The sequence below is a fragment of the Microbacterium sp. 69-7 genome, from assembly GCF_001897985.1.
In the GTDB taxonomy this organism is placed as follows: Bacteria; Actinomycetota; Actinomycetes; order Actinomycetales; family Microbacteriaceae; genus Microbacterium; species Microbacterium laevaniformans.
Genome location: NZ_MKRU01000007.1, coordinates 12072 through 27405 on the forward strand (window position 1 = coordinate 12072; position 15334 = coordinate 27405).

Annotated in this window: 17 protein-coding genes; 15 read left to right on the forward strand and 2 right to left on the reverse strand. The window is 69.2% G+C overall.

Annotated features, from left to right (window positions below; all coding sequences use genetic code 11):
- Positions 1 to 15: 15 nt before the first annotated feature.
- The 5 genes from BGN98_RS00860 to BGN98_RS00880 all read left to right on the forward strand — a co-directional run bounded on the left by BGN98_RS00860 (position 16) and on the right by BGN98_RS00880 (position 4075).
- Positions 16 to 1122, forward strand: a complete 1107-nt coding sequence (locus tag BGN98_RS00860) for a histidinol-phosphate transaminase (protein ID WP_204948166.1) — start codon at positions 16 to 18, stop codon at positions 1120 to 1122.
- A 58-nt stretch (positions 1123 to 1180) separates the two neighbouring features.
- Complete coding sequence (gene hisB / locus BGN98_RS00865) at positions 1181 to 1792, forward strand: imidazoleglycerol-phosphate dehydratase HisB (protein ID WP_204946814.1); 612 nt, start codon at positions 1181 to 1183, stop codon at positions 1790 to 1792.
- Positions 1789 to 2487 (forward strand): imidazole glycerol phosphate synthase subunit HisH, encoded by a 699-nt coding sequence (hisH, locus tag BGN98_RS00870; protein WP_005048896.1) that lies wholly within the window; start codon positions 1789 to 1791, stop codon positions 2485 to 2487. Before hisB ends, hisH begins: the two co-directional genes overlap by 4 nt.
- 63 nt (positions 2488 to 2550) lie before the next feature.
- The gene (priA, locus tag BGN98_RS00875) at positions 2551 to 3297 is read left to right on the forward strand and encodes a bifunctional 1-(5-phosphoribosyl)-5-((5-phosphoribosylamino)methylideneamino)imidazole-4-carboxamide isomerase/phosphoribosylanthranilate isomerase PriA (RefSeq protein WP_121190519.1); all 747 of its coding nucleotides are present in this window, start codon (positions 2551 to 2553) and stop codon (positions 3295 to 3297) included.
- On the forward strand, positions 3281 to 4075 hold the full coding sequence (locus tag BGN98_RS00880) for an SseB family protein (protein ID WP_288118892.1): 795 nt from the start codon (positions 3281 to 3283) through the stop codon (positions 4073 to 4075). The genes priA and BGN98_RS00880 overlap by 17 nt, the downstream gene beginning before the upstream one ends.
- A gap of 15 nt (positions 4076 to 4090) precedes the next feature.
- On the opposite strand, the gene BGN98_RS00885 is transcribed toward BGN98_RS00880, so the two are convergent.
- Complete coding sequence (locus tag BGN98_RS00885) at positions 4091 to 4489, reverse strand: DUF1844 domain-containing protein (RefSeq protein WP_061682104.1); 399 nt, start codon at positions 4487 to 4489, stop codon at positions 4091 to 4093.
- A 234-nt stretch (positions 4490 to 4723) separates the two neighbouring features.
- On the opposite strand from BGN98_RS00885, the gene infC reads away from it, so the two are divergent.
- From infC to pheT, 10 genes are all read left to right on the forward strand, one after another.
- Positions 4724 to 5392, forward strand: a complete 669-nt coding sequence (gene infC, locus BGN98_RS00890) for a translation initiation factor IF-3 (RefSeq protein WP_288118897.1) — start codon at positions 4724 to 4726, stop codon at positions 5390 to 5392.
- A gap of 75 nt (positions 5393 to 5467) precedes the next feature.
- Positions 5468 to 5662 carry a 50S ribosomal protein L35 gene (rpmI, locus tag BGN98_RS00895; RefSeq protein ID WP_005048908.1) on the forward strand — a complete coding sequence of 65 codons (195 nt, stop codon included), beginning with the start codon at positions 5468 to 5470 and terminating at the stop codon, positions 5660 to 5662.
- A 30-nt stretch (positions 5663 to 5692) separates the two neighbouring features.
- Complete coding sequence (gene rplT, locus BGN98_RS00900; RefSeq protein WP_005048911.1) at positions 5693 to 6073, forward strand: 50S ribosomal protein L20; 381 nt, start codon at positions 5693 to 5695, stop codon at positions 6071 to 6073.
- 75 nt (positions 6074 to 6148) lie between these two features.
- On the forward strand, positions 6149 to 6949 hold the full coding sequence (locus BGN98_RS00905; protein WP_288118901.1) for a TrmH family RNA methyltransferase: 801 nt from the start codon (positions 6149 to 6151) through the stop codon (positions 6947 to 6949).
- Positions 6950 to 7097: 148 nt separating this feature from the next.
- Positions 7098 to 7826 carry an amino acid ABC transporter ATP-binding protein gene (locus BGN98_RS00910; RefSeq protein WP_288118920.1) on the forward strand — a complete coding sequence of 243 codons (729 nt, stop codon included), beginning with the start codon at positions 7098 to 7100 and terminating at the stop codon, positions 7824 to 7826.
- A 64-nt stretch (positions 7827 to 7890) separates the two neighbouring features.
- Complete coding sequence (locus BGN98_RS00915) at positions 7891 to 8805, forward strand: glutamate ABC transporter substrate-binding protein (protein WP_288118904.1); 915 nt, start codon at positions 7891 to 7893, stop codon at positions 8803 to 8805.
- A gap of 107 nt (positions 8806 to 8912) precedes the next feature.
- Complete coding sequence (locus tag BGN98_RS00920; RefSeq protein ID WP_288118907.1) at positions 8913 to 9560, forward strand: amino acid ABC transporter permease; 648 nt, start codon at positions 8913 to 8915, stop codon at positions 9558 to 9560.
- Positions 9557 to 10486, forward strand: a complete 930-nt coding sequence (locus BGN98_RS00925; protein ID WP_288118910.1) for an amino acid ABC transporter permease — start codon at positions 9557 to 9559, stop codon at positions 10484 to 10486. Before BGN98_RS00920 ends, BGN98_RS00925 begins: the two co-directional genes overlap by 4 nt.
- Before the next feature lie 54 nt (positions 10487 to 10540).
- Entirely contained in the window at positions 10541 to 11581 is a 1041-nt protein-coding gene (pheS, locus tag BGN98_RS00930; protein WP_288118913.1) for a phenylalanine--tRNA ligase subunit alpha, read from the forward strand.
- Positions 11581 to 14145, forward strand: coding sequence for a phenylalanine--tRNA ligase subunit beta (gene pheT, locus BGN98_RS00935; protein WP_288118917.1), 2565 nt, complete (start codon positions 11581 to 11583; stop codon positions 14143 to 14145). The genes pheS and pheT overlap by 1 nt, the downstream gene beginning before the upstream one ends.
- Before the next feature lie 18 nt (positions 14146 to 14163).
- On the opposite strand, the gene BGN98_RS00940 is transcribed toward pheT, so the two are convergent.
- Positions 14164 to 15294 (reverse strand): AAA family ATPase, encoded by a 1131-nt coding sequence (locus BGN98_RS00940; protein WP_288118923.1) that lies wholly within the window; start codon positions 15292 to 15294, stop codon positions 14164 to 14166.
- Positions 15295 to 15334: the final 40 nt, after the last annotated feature.

The following is a 15334-nucleotide window of genomic DNA, read 5'->3' on the forward strand; positions in this document are numbered from 1 at the left end:
ACGGCGACCTCTACGATGGTGAGGGTGAGCGTTCGACTCGATGACCTTCCCCTCAGAGACGACCTGCGCGGCCTGACGCCCTACGGCGCTCCCCAGGCTCCGCTGCCCGTCGCGCTGAACGTCAACGAAAACACGCATCCGGTGCCCGAAGCGGTCGCGGACGACATCCTCGACAGCATCGCCCGTGCGCTCCGGGAGGTGAACCGCTATCCGGATCGCGAGTTCACCGCCGTGCGGGAGGGCTTCGCGGACTACCTGGGTCATGGCCTGTCGGCCGCGCAGATCTGGGCGGCGAACGGATCCAATGAGGTTTTGCAGCACCTTCTGCAAGCGTTCGCCGGCCCCGGTCGGACGGCCTTCGGTTTCGCACCGACCTACTCGATGTACCCGCTGCTCACTCGTGCCACTGGCGCGACGTACGTGAGCGGGACGCGCGGCGTCGACTACACACTCGCCCCCGAAGACGCGGCCGCTCAGGTCGACCGTGCGCAGCCGGATGTCGTCTTTCTGTGCGCGCCGAACAACCCGACCGGAACGCCACTCGGACTCGATGTGATCGAGGCCGTCTATGACGCCGCACCGGGCATTGTGATCGTCGACGAGGCCTACCAGGAGTTCGCGCCCCGCGATTCCCGGTCGGCACTGACGCTGCTGCCCGATCGGCCGCGGCTGGTCGTGTCTCGCACGATGAGCAAGGCCTTCGCGTTCGCCGGCGCTCGCGTCGGCTACCTCGCGGCCGACCCCGCCGTCATCGATGCTCTGCGTCTGGTGCGGCTTCCCTACCACCTCAGTGCGCTGACGCAGGCGGCGGCATCGGCCGCGCTGCGTCACGCGCCGGCGATGCTCGCGATGGTCGACGAGATCGTCGCTCAGCGCGACCGTATCTCCGCGACACTCGACGCGCTCGGCTACCGCCCCTTCGAGAGCTGGACGAACTTCGTGCTCTTCTCCGGTGTGGAAGATCCTGCGGCGACGTGGCAGGGGCTCTACGACCGCGGCGTTCTGATCCGCGATGTCGGCATCGCCCACAGTCTGCGTGTCACGGCGGGCACCGCGGAGGAGTCGACGGCGTTCCTCGACGCGCTCGCCTCACTCGGCCCGGGCGGTTCCGGCGCGCACTGACGGTGAACGCCGGGGTAACACGCCGGGCCGGCGCGCGGGCTCTCGGTAGACTCGGCTCATGAGCACCCCGGCCCCCCGCACGGCATCCTTGCGACGCGCGACCAGCGAGTCCACGGTCGAACTCGATCTCGACCTCGACGGCACCGGGCACAGCAGCATCGACACCACGGTGCCGTTCTTCGACCACCTGCTCACAGCCTTCGCAAAGCACTCGCTCACCGATCTCACCGTGCGCGCCTCGGGAGACACCGACATCGATGCGCACCACACCGTCGAAGACACCGCGATCGTCCTGGGTCAGGCGATCCGTCAGGCGCTCGGCGACAAGAGCGGCATCTCGCGCTACGGGGATGCGCTCGTTCCCCTGGACGAGGCGCTGGCCCAGGCCGTGGTCGACATCAGCGGGCGCCCCTATCTGGTCCACACCGGGGAGCCGGTCGGGTTCGAGCACCATCTCATCGGCGGCCACTTCACCGGGTCGCTCGTGCGTCACACGTTCGAAGCGCTCGCTTTCAATGCCGGTCTGACGATGCACGTCACGGTGCTCGGCGGACGGGACCCGCACCACATCGCCGAAGCCGAGTACAAAGCGTTCGCGCGGGCCTTCCGGCAGGCGAAGGCGCTCGACCCCCTGGTCCACGGCATCCCCAGTACGAAGGGCGCCCTATGACCGACGCCACCGCAGGGCTCGAGGCCGGTACCCGCATCGAGGAGCGGCCTCTCGTGGCTGTGCTCGACTACGGGTCGGGCAATGTCCACTCCGCGGTGAAGGCCCTCGTCGCCGCGGGAGCCGATGCGCGGCTCACGGCCGATCGTGGCCTGATCCACGACGCCGCAGGTCTGGTCGTACCCGGCGTCGGAGCCTTCCGGGCCGTGATGGAGTCCCTGCGCGCCACGCGCGGCGACGAGATCATCGAACGTCGTCTCGCCGGAGGTCTGCCGGTGCTGGGCATCTGTGTCGGCATGCAGGTGATGTTCGAGCACGGTGTGGAACGCGGTGACGACACCGAGGGGCTCGGCGAGTGGCCCGGCGCGGTCACCGAACTCGACGCGCCGGTGCTCCCGCACATGGGCTGGAACACGGTGCGGGTGGGCGAAGGCTCGACTCTTTTTCGCGGCCTGGAGCACGAACGGTTCTACTTCGTGCACTCCTACGCCGCCCAGCACTGGTCGCTCGAGGTCACGCGGCCGTTCCGTCAACCCGCCCTCACGTGGTGCGACTACGGCACGCCGTTCCTCGCCGCCGTCGAGAACGGACCGCTGTCGGCGACGCAGTTCCATCCCGAGAAGAGCGGCGAGGCCGGCATCCGGCTTCTCGCGAACTGGATCTCCTCGCTTCCGCAAGACCTCACCCGCACCCGGTAGTAGTCTCTCTGCTTGTGTGTCCTCGTGTCCGCGCATGGCGGGCACTGAACCCTTCCTGGAGCCATGAACGATTTCGCGTCGACCCCCGAACTGATCCTCCTGCCCGCCGTCGACGTCGCCGACGGCAAGGCGGTACGTCTGACGCAGGGTGAGGCCGGCACCGAGACCAGCTACGGCGATCCCGTCGACGCGGCGTTGGCTTGGGCGCGCGACGGCGCCCAGTGGATCCACCTCGTGGATCTGGATGCCGCCTTCGGACGCGGCAACAACGCCGCCGTGCTGCGCAAGGTCATCAAGCAGCTCAAGGGCGTGCAGGTGGAGCTGTCCGGAGGAATCCGCGACGATGCGACCTTGGAGGCCGCCCTCGAGTCGGGGGCGAGCCGCATCAACCTGGGCACCGCGGCGCTGGAGAACCCGGAGTGGGCGGCGGACGTCATCGGCCGCTACGGCGATGCGATCGCCGTCGGGCTCGACGTGCGCGGCACGACCCTGGCGGCCCGCGGCTGGACCCGCGACGGCGGCGACTTGTGGCAGGTGCTCCAGCGGCTCGAAGACGCCGGGTGCAGCCGTTACGTCGTCACCGACGTCACCAAGGACGGCACGCTGAAGGGCCCGAACCTCGAGCTGCTGCGCGAGGTCACCACCCGCACCGTCAAGCCGGTCGTCGCCTCGGGGGGCATCTCGAACCTCGACGACATCGCGGCCCTGCGCGAGCTCGTTCCGCTCGGCGTCGAAGGGGCCATCGTGGGTAAGGCACTCTATGCGGGGGCCTTCACCCTCGCCGAGGCGCTGGATGTCGCCGCAGGCTGAGAGTCCCGACGACGCCGCAGCCCACGCCTGCGCCGCGGATTCCGCAGGCGTCCCCTGGGAGGGGCGCTCCTTCGAGCCCAATCCGCACGCCGGCGACGACGGCTCTGCAGACGCTGCGCTGCTGTCGGCACTGCTGAGCTTCCGCCGGGGCGAGGGTGATGCTCGTGCGGTCGTCGACGCCTACCGCACGGCACGCCTGTTGATCCCGCTGGTCGCCGAGGCCGGCGATGTGGGCGTCGCCCCGTCCGGCCACACCGTCGACAAGACGCAGGAGCTGTCCATCGTGACGGTCGCCGCGCCCGACGGGCGGCGTGTGCTCCCCGTGTTCACGTCGGTGCGCACGATGGCGGCGTGGGATCCGAAGGCGCGACCGGTGCCGGCCGACGGCATCCGTACCGCCTTGGCCGCCGCTGCCGACGATACGGACCTGATCGTGATCGACCCGGCATCCGAGACCGAGTTCGTTCTGCGTCGCCCCGCGGTGTGGGCCCTCGGTCAAGGGCTGGCCTGGGAACCCGCGCACACCTCGCCGGAGGTCTATGCCGGGCTGCAGGACTCGATCGGCTCCGAGCTGGGCGTGCTCGACCTGTCGGTGGCGCCGGGGGATCCGCAGGCGCGTCTGCGCGGCCCGGAACTGATCGTCCGTCTGCAGCTCGTGGATGGGCTCGACCAGTCTCAGCTCGACGCCACCCTGCAGCGGCTGGCGGCACGGTGGGCCGCCGACGATCGCATTGCGGTGCTGGTCGACTCGCTCACGGTCAAGCTCGTCCGCGGCTGAGCGCCGCGCCGGGTCTCACGTGACGGGTCCGGTCCACTTCTCGCCCGGGCCCTTGCCGATCGGGTCGGGGATGACCGAGGCCTCGCGGAACGCGAGCTGCAGCGAGCGCAGTCCATCGCGCAGTGACCGCGCGTGCATGTCGCTGATCTCCGGCGCTCCGGCCGTGATCAGCCCCGCCAGGGCGTTGATCAGCTTGCGTGCCTCGTCGAGATCCAGCTGCGTCTCGGGATCGTCCGCGAGACCGGTCTTGACGGCGGCTGCGCTCATGAGATGCACCGCGGCCGTCGTGATGACCTCCACCGCCGGCACGTCGGCGATGTCGCGGGTGGCGGCGGCGGAGGCACGCTCCTGTTCCTCCCATCGGGCGAGCCGTTCGGCCTCGTGACGGTCGGGGGAGGAAGGAATCGTGTCCACGTGCTGCTCTCTGCTAGACTGTGCGGGCGCCGGAGTGTTCTGCTCCGGAACGAAAGAGGATCACATCCCACCCGCGCTTGCCGCTCCAGGCTACCGGGTCACGCGCTCCGCCTCGTCCGTCGAGGTTGTCGTACCGAGCAATCGGTGCGGGTGAGGGTGCAGGAACGAAGCCGACGTGCGCGTCGTGCGGGGTGGACGTGACGATCTTCCGCCCGAGACACATCCCTGTGTCCGGTGGCACCCACCCGTACGACTAAGGAGTTCCGCATCAGCGATCCCCGCACCAATGACCGCATTCGCGTTCCCGAGGTCCGCCTCGTCGGACCCGCGGGTGAGCAGGTCGGCGTCGTCCGCATCGAGGTCGCTCTGCGCCTCGCTCAGGAGGCAGATCTCGACCTCGTCGAGGTCGCCCCCAACTCGAAGCCGCCCGTGGTCAAGATCATGGACTACGGCAAGTTCAAGTACGAGGCGGCGCAGAAGGCGAAGGAAGCGCGTCGCAATCAGGCGAACACGGTTCTCAAAGAGGTCCGTTTCCGACTGAAGATCGAAGCGCACGACTACACGACCAAGCTCAAGCGTGCCGAAGGCTTCCTGCAGGCCGGTGACAAGGTCAAGGCCATGATCCTCTTCCGAGGCCGCGAGCAGTCGCGTCCGGAGCAGGGTGTGCGGCTGCTGCGCAAGTTCGCCGAGGACGTCGCCGAGTACGGGACCGTCGAGTCGAACCCCACGATCGACGGACGCAACATGGTCATGGTCATCGCCCCGCACAAGAACAAGTCCGAGGTGAAAACCGAGCAGAACGCCCAGCGTGCTGCGAACAAGGAGGCGGCGCGCCAGGCGCGCGGAACCACGGGCGCCGAGCCCGAGGCCGCCCTCGCCGCCGAGCCCGCTCCCGCGGAGTAAGGCCGCCGGCCGGAGGCGCAGCCTCTCGGCCCCCAGAGCTCCCGCCCCGCGGGAACCACAACGAAGGATAGAGACATGCCGAAGCAGAAGACCCACTCGGGTGCCAAGAAGCGCTTCAAGGTCACCGGTAGCGGGAAGATCAAGAAGCAGCAGGCGAACCTCCGCCACAACTTCGAAGGCAAGCCCACCAAGCGCACGCGCCGCCTGTCGGCCGACAAGATCCTGGCTCCCGGCGACGCGAAGGTCGCCAAGAAGCTCCTCGGCATCTGAGCGCTGACGCAGACGAGAAAGTAGAAGAAAATGGCTAGAGTCAAGCGGGCCGTCAACGCCCACAAGAAGCGTCGCGTCATCCTCGAGCGCGCATCCGGTTACCGCGGGCAGCGTTCGCGCCTGTACCGCAAGGCCAAGGAGCAGGTCACCCACTCGCTGGTCTACGCGTACCGTGACCGCCGCAAGCGCAAGGGCGACTTCCGCCGCCTGTGGATCCAGCGCATCAACGCCGCGGCGCGTCAGAACGGCATCACCTACAACCGCTTCATCCAGGGCCTCGGCCTGGCGGGCGTGCAGGTCGACCGTCGCATGCTGGCCGAGCTGGCCGTCAACGAGCCGGCCACCTTCGCCTCGCTCGTCGAGACCGCGAAGAAGGCGCTGCCGGCGGACGTGAACGCGCCCAAGGCGTAATCACTGCCCACACAGCACGAGAAGGGGTGTCCTCCGAACGGGGGACGCCCCTTCTTCATTCCCTAGGATGAGATCGTGCTCGAAAATCCTCGTTCTCCCCGTGTGCGCGCCGTCGCCAAGCTGACCAAGCGCAGCGCCCGACAGGAGACCGGGCTGTTCCTGCTGGAGGGACCCCAGGCGGCCCGCGAGGCTCTCGCATTCCGCCCCGACACCCTCGTCGAGCTCTTCGCCACGCCCACGGCGATGGAGCGTCATCAGGACATCCGGGATGCGGCCGGAGACGCGGGCCTGGACATCGTGTTCACGACCGAGGCGGTGCTGGACGCGTTGGCCGACACGGTGACCCCGCAGGGGATCGTCGCCGTGGCGCGACAGTCGCCGACGTCGCTCAAAGACATCTTCGCCGCGTCGCCGACCCTTATCGCGATCTGCGAAGAGGTACGCGACCCCGGCAACCTCGGCACCATCATCCGCGCCGCCGACGCCGCCGGTGCCGATGCCGTCGTGCTGACCGGACGTACGGTCGATCCCTACAACCCCAAGGTCGTGCGCGCCACGACCGGCTCGCTGTTCCACGTTCCCGTCGCCGTCGCCGCGGAGCTGGCGGCCACCGTCGAACGGGCACACGGCGCAGGCCTGCGCATCGTCGCCGCGGACGTCGGGGGAGAGGACTTCCTCGCCCGTCGAGACGTGCTCGCCGCACCCACGGCCTGGCTGTTCGGCAACGAGGCGCGGGGTCTGGACGACGATGCGCTGGCGCTCGCCGACCTCTCCCTGCGACTGCCGATCTACGGTCGCGCCGAGTCTCTGAATCTCGCCACCGCGGCGAGCGTCTGCCTGTACGAGACGGCCTTCGCGCAGCGCGGCGATCGCTGACGCGAATTGTTCCGGGTCGGTGACGACTCGGTCAAGATCCTGTGTATAAGTTGGTCGCCTTCCACAGGATCTGCCTAGGCTGGCCCACATGTCTCATTCCAGTCCGGCTCCCGCGACGTCGAACATCACGGTCCGGCGGGGGGATCCCCTGGTCGTCGTCACCGGTGTCGAGAAGCACTACGGCGATTTCCATGCGCTGAAGAGCATCGATCTGACCGTCAACCGCGGCGAGGTCGTCGTCATCATCGGCCCATCCGGCTCGGGCAAATCCACGCTGTGTCGCACCATCAACCGTCTGGAGACGATCACCAGCGGCACCATCACGATCGACGGCAAGGAACTGCCGAAAGAGGGAAAGGCGCTCGCGGCTCTGCGTGCCGACGTGGGCATGGTGTTCCAGTCCTTCAACCTCTTCTCCCACCTCACGATCCTCGAGAACGTCACGCTCGGCCCCATCAAGGTCAAGAAGATGAAGAAGGCGGATGCCGAAGCCGAAGCCAAGGTGCTGCTGGAGCGCGTGGGCGTCGGGCATCAGGCATCCAAGCTGCCGGGACAGCTTTCCGGCGGTCAGCAGCAGCGTGTCGCGATCGCCCGGGCGCTGGCGATGAAGCCCAAGGTCATGCTGTTCGACGAGCCCACCAGCGCGCTCGACCCGGAGATGATCAACGAGGTGCTCGACGTCATGGTCGGCCTCGCCCAGGACGGCATGACGATGATCGTCGTCACGCACGAGATGGGTTTCGCGCGTAAAGCGGCCGATCGGGTGGTCTTCATGGCCGACGGCCAGATCGTCGAGCAGGCACGCCCCGACCAGTTCTTCACGGCCCCCACGAGCGACCGGGCGAAGGACTTCCTCTCCAAGCTCATCACGCACTGAAGAAGACGTCCGCGCCTCGCACCGGCGCGGTCAACGAGAGATGGATACGAAACAGGAGGATCACATGCTGAAGAAGAATCGGATCGTCGGCGCTTTCGCCGGACTGGCCGTCGCGGCCCTCGCCCTGACGGCGTGCAACAGTGGAACCCCGGGCGCGGAGCCCGGAGCGACCGGCGGGGCCAGCGGCGCGGCCGAGACCCCGTGGACCGTCGCGACCGACGTCACGATCGAGGGCAGCCCGACGTTCGACAAGATCAAGAGCGCGGGAACCGTCACCGTCGGCGTCAAGGAGGACCAGCCCGGCTTGGGCTACCTGGACCCCGTGACCAACACGCGCAGCGGCTTCGACGTCGACATCGCACGCTGGATTGCCGCTTCCCTCGGAATCGCCGAGGACAAGATCCAGTTCCAGCCGATCGCCTCGGCCAACCGCGAGCAGGCGATCGTGAACGGCGACATCGACTACTACGTCGGGACCTACTCGATCACCGACAAGCGCAAGCAGCAGATCTCGTTCGCCGGGCCGTACTTCATCACCGGACAGGGCCTGCTCGTCGCGGCGGACAACGACAAGATCACGGGCAAGGACTCGCTGACGGCCGACGAGACCGTCTGCTCGGCGACGGGTTCGACCTCGATCCAGCGGATCAAGGAGCAGACCCCCGCCAAGACCAAGGAGTACGACCAGTACTCGGCTTGCGTCGAGGACCTCAAGAACGGTCAGGTGGATGCCGTCACGACTGACGAGGCGATCCTCATCGGCTACGCCGCGCAGAGCCCCGACCAGCTGAAGGTCGTGGGCGAGCCGTTCAGCGAGGAGCGCTACGGCGTCGGCATCGCGAAGGGCGACACCGCGCTGCAGACGTTCATCAACACGATGTTCACCGACGGCGGGTCGACCTGGCAGGCCATCTTCGACAAGAACCTGGGTGCGTCCGGCGTGAAGGCCACCCAGCCGAAGGTCGACGCGGCGGGCTGATACCCGTGCCGGCGGCAGCAGCGCAGACGACGCTGCCGCCGGCATCCCGGCCGGCAGAGGCGACGACGCGGGCAACGACAACGCAGACAACGACGGAAGGCGGCGCGGTGGAGGTCATCACCGACAACCTCGATCTCTGGGGCGAAGCCCTCACGGGCACCCTGGTGCTGTTCTTCGGCGGCGGCCTGCTCGCCCTCGTGCTCGGCTTCATCGTCGGCGCCATGCGCGTCTCGCCGATTCCGGCCGCCCGCGCCGTCGGCGCGGTCTACGTCAACTGGATCCGCAACACCCCGCTCACGCTCGTCATGTTCTTCTTCGCGTTCTGCCTGCCGATCCTGCTGCGCGAGCGCATCGACGCGATCCTGCTGGCCACGCTCGCCCTCGGGGTCTACACGGCGACCTACGTCGCCGAGACGCTGCGCTCGGGCATCAACACGGTACCGGTGGGGCAGGCCGAAGCGGCTCGCGCCCTCGGACTCACGTTCGGACAGGTGATGACGCTCGTCGTTCTGCCGCAGGCCACGCGCTCGGTCATCCCGCCGATGATGAGCGTGCTCATCGCGCTGCTGAAGAACACGACGGTGGCCGCGGGCTTCTCCGTCCTCAATCTCGGCTCGGTCCGCAGCAACCTCAGTGAGCGCGGCGAGAATCAGCTCGTGACGCTGCTGTGGGTCATGGTCATCTTCGTCGTCCTCGTCTTGCTGCTCGCGTGGCTGCAACGAGCGATGGAGCGCAGATGGAAGGTCGCACGATGAGCTCCGTCCTTTACGACGTCCCCGGGCCGAAGGCCGTCGCCCGCAACCGGATCCTCGGCGTGGCGACGATCGTCGTGATCCTTGCCCTCGTCGGATGGGTCGTGTGGCGGTTCGCGGTCACCGGGCAGTTCTCCGCCGACAAGTGGGAGATCTTCTCGTACGGAACGATCTGGCAGCGCCTGCTCGACGGTGCGGTGGCCACGCTCGCCGCCTTCGCCGCTGCGGCCGTGGGTGCGCTCGCCCTCGGGTTCATCCTCGCGATCGGACGGCTGTCCGACCGGGCCTGGATCCGCGTCCCCGTCGGCTGGGTGACCGAAGTCCTTCGCGCCATCCCGGTGCTCGTGTTCATGATGCTCCTCTATTACGGTCTGCCGGTCATCGGCATCCGGATGGAGCCCTATTGGGCCGTCGTCATCGCCCTCGTCGCCTACAACGGTTCCGTGCTCGCCGAGGTCATCCGCGCCGGGGTCGAGTCGCTGCCGCGCGGTCAGAGCGAGGCGGGATACGCGATCGGGCTGCGCAAGGCGGGAGTGCTCCGCCTCATCCTGTTGCCGCAGGCGATCCGCGCCATGATGCCGGTGATCGTCGCGCAGCTCGTCGTCACCCTGAAGGACACGGCGCTCGGCTTCATCATCACCTACCCCGAGCTCCTCTACGTCATCAAGCTCCTCGGATCGAACGCCGTGTACGGCTCCCCGCTCATCCAGACGGCGATCGTCGGCGGCTCGATCTACGTGGTGATGTGTCTCGCGCTCAGCTACGTCGCCTACCGCATCGAGCAGCGCACGAAGCGGCGCCAGCAGCAGCAGGTCGCCGAGGGCGGCGCACCGCACCATCCGATGGGGCCGGGCGGCACCGACACCGAGCTGATCGCCCTGCAAGCGCGCGCCGGGAAGCTCGACCCCGGAAACCCCGGACAGGTCTGAGCGTCGCACGGTGCGTCCGGGCGCCCCGCTGCGCCGCCGGTAGACTCGTCTCTTGTGTCTGACGCACCCGAGATCACCCCAGAGAACGTGGATGCCGCCGTCGCCGACGCCTTGGCGGCGATCGCGGCCGCCGGCTCGACCGCCGAGCTGAAGGCCGCGCGTGCCGCCCACGCCGGTGAGGGGTCGCCCCTCGCCCAGCTCAACGCCCAGCTGCGTCACGTGCCGAACGAGGAGAAGGCCGCGTTCGGCAAGCTCGTCGGTCAGGCGCGCGGCCGTGTGACGCAGGCCCTGGTCGCCCGCGAGGAGGAGCTCGCGGCCGCGGAGACCGCCGCGAAGCTCGAGGCCGAGCGGGTCGACATCACGGCCATCGCACCGCGGGGGCGCGTGGGGGCACGGCATCCGGTGTCCCTCCTCCAGGAGGAGATCGCGGACCTCTTCGTCGGCATGGGGTGGGAGATCGCCGAAGGTCCCGAACTCGAGCACGAGTGGTACAACTTCGACGGCCTCAACTTCGACATCGACCACCCGGCGCGTCAGCTGCAGGACACCTTCTTCGTCGACCCGGTCGAGCGGCACCTCCTGCTGCGCACGCAGACGAGCCCCGTGCAGATGCGGTCGATGCTGGAGCGCGACCTGCCGATCTACGTGCTCTCGCCGGGCCGCGTCTACCGCACCGACGAGTTCGACCCGACTCATCTGCCCGCCTTCCACCAGTTCGAGGGCCTCGTCGTCGACAAGGGCATCACCATGGCGAACCTGAAGGGCACGCTGGACCACGCGGCCAAGGTGCTGTTCGGCGCCGAGGCGAAGACGCGCTTTCGCACCAACTACTTCCCGTTCACCGAGCCGTCCGCCGAGCTGGATCTCTGGCACCCGACCTTCAAGGGCGGGGCGCGCTGGATCGAATGGGGCGGGTGCGGCATGGTCAACCCGAACGTGCTGCGCGCCGCCGGGATCGACCCCGAGGTGTACTCGGGGTTCGCGTTCGGAATGGGCATCGAGCGCACGCTCATGTTCCGCTCCGACGTGCAGGACATGCGCGACATGGCCGAAGGCGATGTCCGCTTCAGTGAGCAGTTCGGAATGGTGGTCTGATGCGCGTCCCTCTGTCGTGGCTGCGTGAGTACGTCGAGCTTCCCGAGAACGTCACGACCGACGACGTCTTCGCGGCCCTCGTATCGGTGGGGTTCGAGGAGGAGGAGGCGATCGGCTTCGACATCAGCGGGCCGGTGGTCGTCGGCCAGGTGCTCTCGTTCGAGGCCGAGCCGCAGTCCAACGGCAAGACGATCCGCTGGTGCCAGGTCGACGTCGGCGGGGCCAACGGGGGAGTCCGCGGGATCGTCTGCGGCGCCTCGAACTTCGTCGAAGGCGACAAGGTCGTCGTGTCGCTGCCCGGCGCGGTCCTTCCGGGGCCGTTCCCGATCTCCGCACGCAAGACCTACGGGCACGTCTCGGACGGCATGATCGCCTCAGCGCGCGAGCTCGGGCTGGGTGACGAGCACAACGGCATCCTGCGTCTCGCCGAGCTGGGACTCGACCCGGAGGTCGGGACCGATGCGATCGCCCTGCTCGGCCTCGACGACGTCGCCGTCGACGTCAACGTCACTCCGGATCGCGGCTACGCACTGTCGATCCGCGGCATCGCACGCGAGTACTCGCACGCGACCGGCGCCGCGTTCTCCGATCCCGCGGACCACGAGTGGGACGACGTCCAGCCCGGCAGCGGCTTCCCCGTGGTCGTCGATGACCGGGCGCCGGTTCGCGGCCGGGTGGGTGCGAGCGAGTTCGTCGCGCGCGTCGTGCGCGGCGTCGATCCGTCCCGGCCCACGCCGCCGTGGATGGTCGCGAGGCTGACCCTCGCCGGCATCCGCTCCCTCGGCATCCTGATCGACATCACGAACTACGTCATGCTCGAGCTCGGCAACCCCACCCACGGCTACGACCTCGACCGCCTCCAGGGCGGCATCACGGTGCGTCGCGCCGCCGAGGGCGAGAAGCTCACGACGCTCGACGGCAAGGAGCGCACGCTCAGCGCCGAGGACCTGCTCATCACCGACGATTCCGGCCCGATCGGCCTCGCCGGCGTGATGGGCGGCGGCACGACGGAGATGACGGACGCCACGCGCAACGTCCTCGTCGAGGCGGCGATCTTCGATCCCACCACGATCGCCCGGACGGCCCGTCGCCACAAGCTGCCCTCGGAGGCCTCCCGCCGCTTCGAGCGCGGCGTCGACCCGCTGCTGCCGTTCGTGGCAGCCCGCCGCGTCGCCGACCTCATGGTCGAGCTTGCCGGCGGCACTCTCGATCCGGAGTTCGGCGGTGCGGTGTTCGGCGAGGTCGTCGTCGACGGCATCGAGCTGCCTCGGCCCTTCATCCCGGGCCTCATCGGCGTCGACTACACGGATGCCGAGATCATCGACGCGCTGGAGATGGTGGGCTGTGAGGTGACCGACGTCGACCAGGCGTTCGCCGAGGCCCTGGTGCTCGACGGGGAGGAGCCGGCGGACATCCCCGGTGGGGGATGGTTCGTCATCCCGCCGACGTGGCGTCCGGACCTCACCGACAAGTGGACGCTCGCCGAGGAGGTCGCGCGCATCCACGGGCTCGAGCGGATCCCGTCGGTGCTGCCGACTCCGCCCTCCGGTCGCGGCCTCACACCGCTGCAAAAAGGGCGACGTCGCGTGGCCAACGCGCTCGCCGCCGCCGGCTTCGTCGAGACTCCGTCCTTCCCGTTCTCCACGGCGGAGGCCAACGCGCTGCACGGGTCGGCGTCGGGGGACCCGCTGGCGTCCGTCAAGCTCGCGAACCCCCTCGACGGCCAGGCTCCGTATCTGCGCCGTTCGCTCGTCCCGGGGCTGCTTCAGGTCGCGCACCGCAACCAGGCGCGCGGCTTCGCCGATCTCGCGCTGTTCGAGACGGGGCTCGTGTTCACGCCCGAGGAGGGCGTCGTCTACGGCACCGACACCGTGCCGCCGCTGGCCGTGCGTCCGGACGACGAGACGCTCGCCGCTCTGAACACCGCGCTGCCGCCGCAGCCGCGCCACGTGGCCGTCCTGCTCACCGGCGACGTCGTGGCCAAGCAGCCCGGCCACAGCCCCGTCGCCGCCGACCTCTCGGACGTCCTCGGCGCCGTGCAGGCTATCGCGGCCGGCGCGGGCGTGCGGATCGAGGTCGCGCAGGGGCAGCGCGCCGCGCTCCACCCCGGCCGTGCGGGCATCCTGACGGTCGCCGGTCAGGAGGTCGGCTACGTCGGACAGGTGCTGCCGCAGGTGGCCGCCGACGCCGACCTGCACGGAGCCGTCTACGTCGCCGAGCTCGACCTCGACCTCATCCTGCGCCTCGCGGGTGCGCCCGACGTGGCGCCGTCGCTGTCGGGGTACCCGGCCGCGACGCAGGACGTCTCCCTCGTGGTCGCAGAAGACGTCGTCGCGGGAGATGTGGAGTCGGCACTGCGCGAGGGCGCGGGCGCGTTGCTGGAGGCCGTTCGCCTCGTCGACGACTACCGCGGCGGCGGGCTCGTCGAGGGCACCAAGAGCCTCACGTTCGCGCTGCGGTTCCGGGCACCGGACCGCACGCTCACCGCTGCCGAAGCCACGGAGGCCAAGCTGGCCGGCGTGGCTTCGGCCGCCGAGCGTTTCGGGGCGAGCATCCGGGAGTAGTGCGGCCTCGGGGTCCGTTCACCGCGACCCCCAATGCCAGGCGGGAACGTCCATGAACCCTTGGCCGACGACGGCCGTGCCGTTCTGATCCTTGCGCAACTCGACGCGAGCCGTCGCCGGGAGTGCCTCGACCAGCTCCCGCGCGTGCGAGACGACGAGCACCTGCGTGTGCTGGGCGGCATGCTGGATCAGCCGGGCGAGGGGTGCGAGCAGCGACACATGCAGGCTCGCCTCCGGCTCGTTGAGCACCAGCAGCGGCGCGGGCCGCGCCGGCAGGAGGGCCGTGCACAACAGGAGATAGCGCAGCGTTCCGTCCGACAGTTCCGCCGCCTCCAGCGGGCGGAGCAGGCCGCTCTGGTGCAGGACCAGACGGAACAGGCCCTCGTTCGCCTGGACCTCCACGCGGGACCCCGGGAAGGCGTCGCGGACGGCCCGGTCCAGGGCGTCGCCGTGGCCGGCATCCACGATCGTAGCCCACGTGGCCGCCAGCGTCGCCCCGTCGTGCGACAGCGTCTGGGTGCGCGTCCCGACCTGCGGCCGGCGCGCGGGAGCCTCGGCATCCACGCGGAAATGGTCGTAGAACCGCCACCCGCCCATCGTGCGCCGCAGCGCCAGCAGCTCGGGCGCGGTATCGCCGTCGGCCAGGTCGGTCACGATGCTCTCGTAGGGCGCGAGACGCTGGTCGAGCTCGGTCCATCCGCCCTCGCGCACACGTGTGCTCTGTCGCCGCCGATCGATCAGCAGCGCCGCGGGTTTGGCCACCGGACCGGCGAAGACCTGCTCGCGCTTGATCTCCGGGTCGCGGGCGAACGGGTTGGCGACGGAAGGGTCGGACTGCGGGATGCCGAGGTCGATGAGGTAGCCGAGCTCGTCGGAGGAGAACCCCAGCCTGAGGGCGATCGGGCCACGGCGCACCGTGCCCTGAGTGCCGCCGTTCTCCGGACCCGCCCACAGGACGGACGGCAGTCCTCCCTCGCGCGCCACGGCACCGATCACCTCGCCACGCGCTGCGGCGGCGAGAAGGCGCAGTGCGCGGTAGAGGTTGGACTTTCCCGACCCGTTGGGGCCGGTGACCACGGTGAGCCCGCCCAGAGGCACCACGACATCCCGGAGGGAGCGGTAACCGGCGACGGCGAGGGTCTGCAGCATGCGGTCATCGTGCCGGAGCCTTCCGACACCCCGCAGAGGT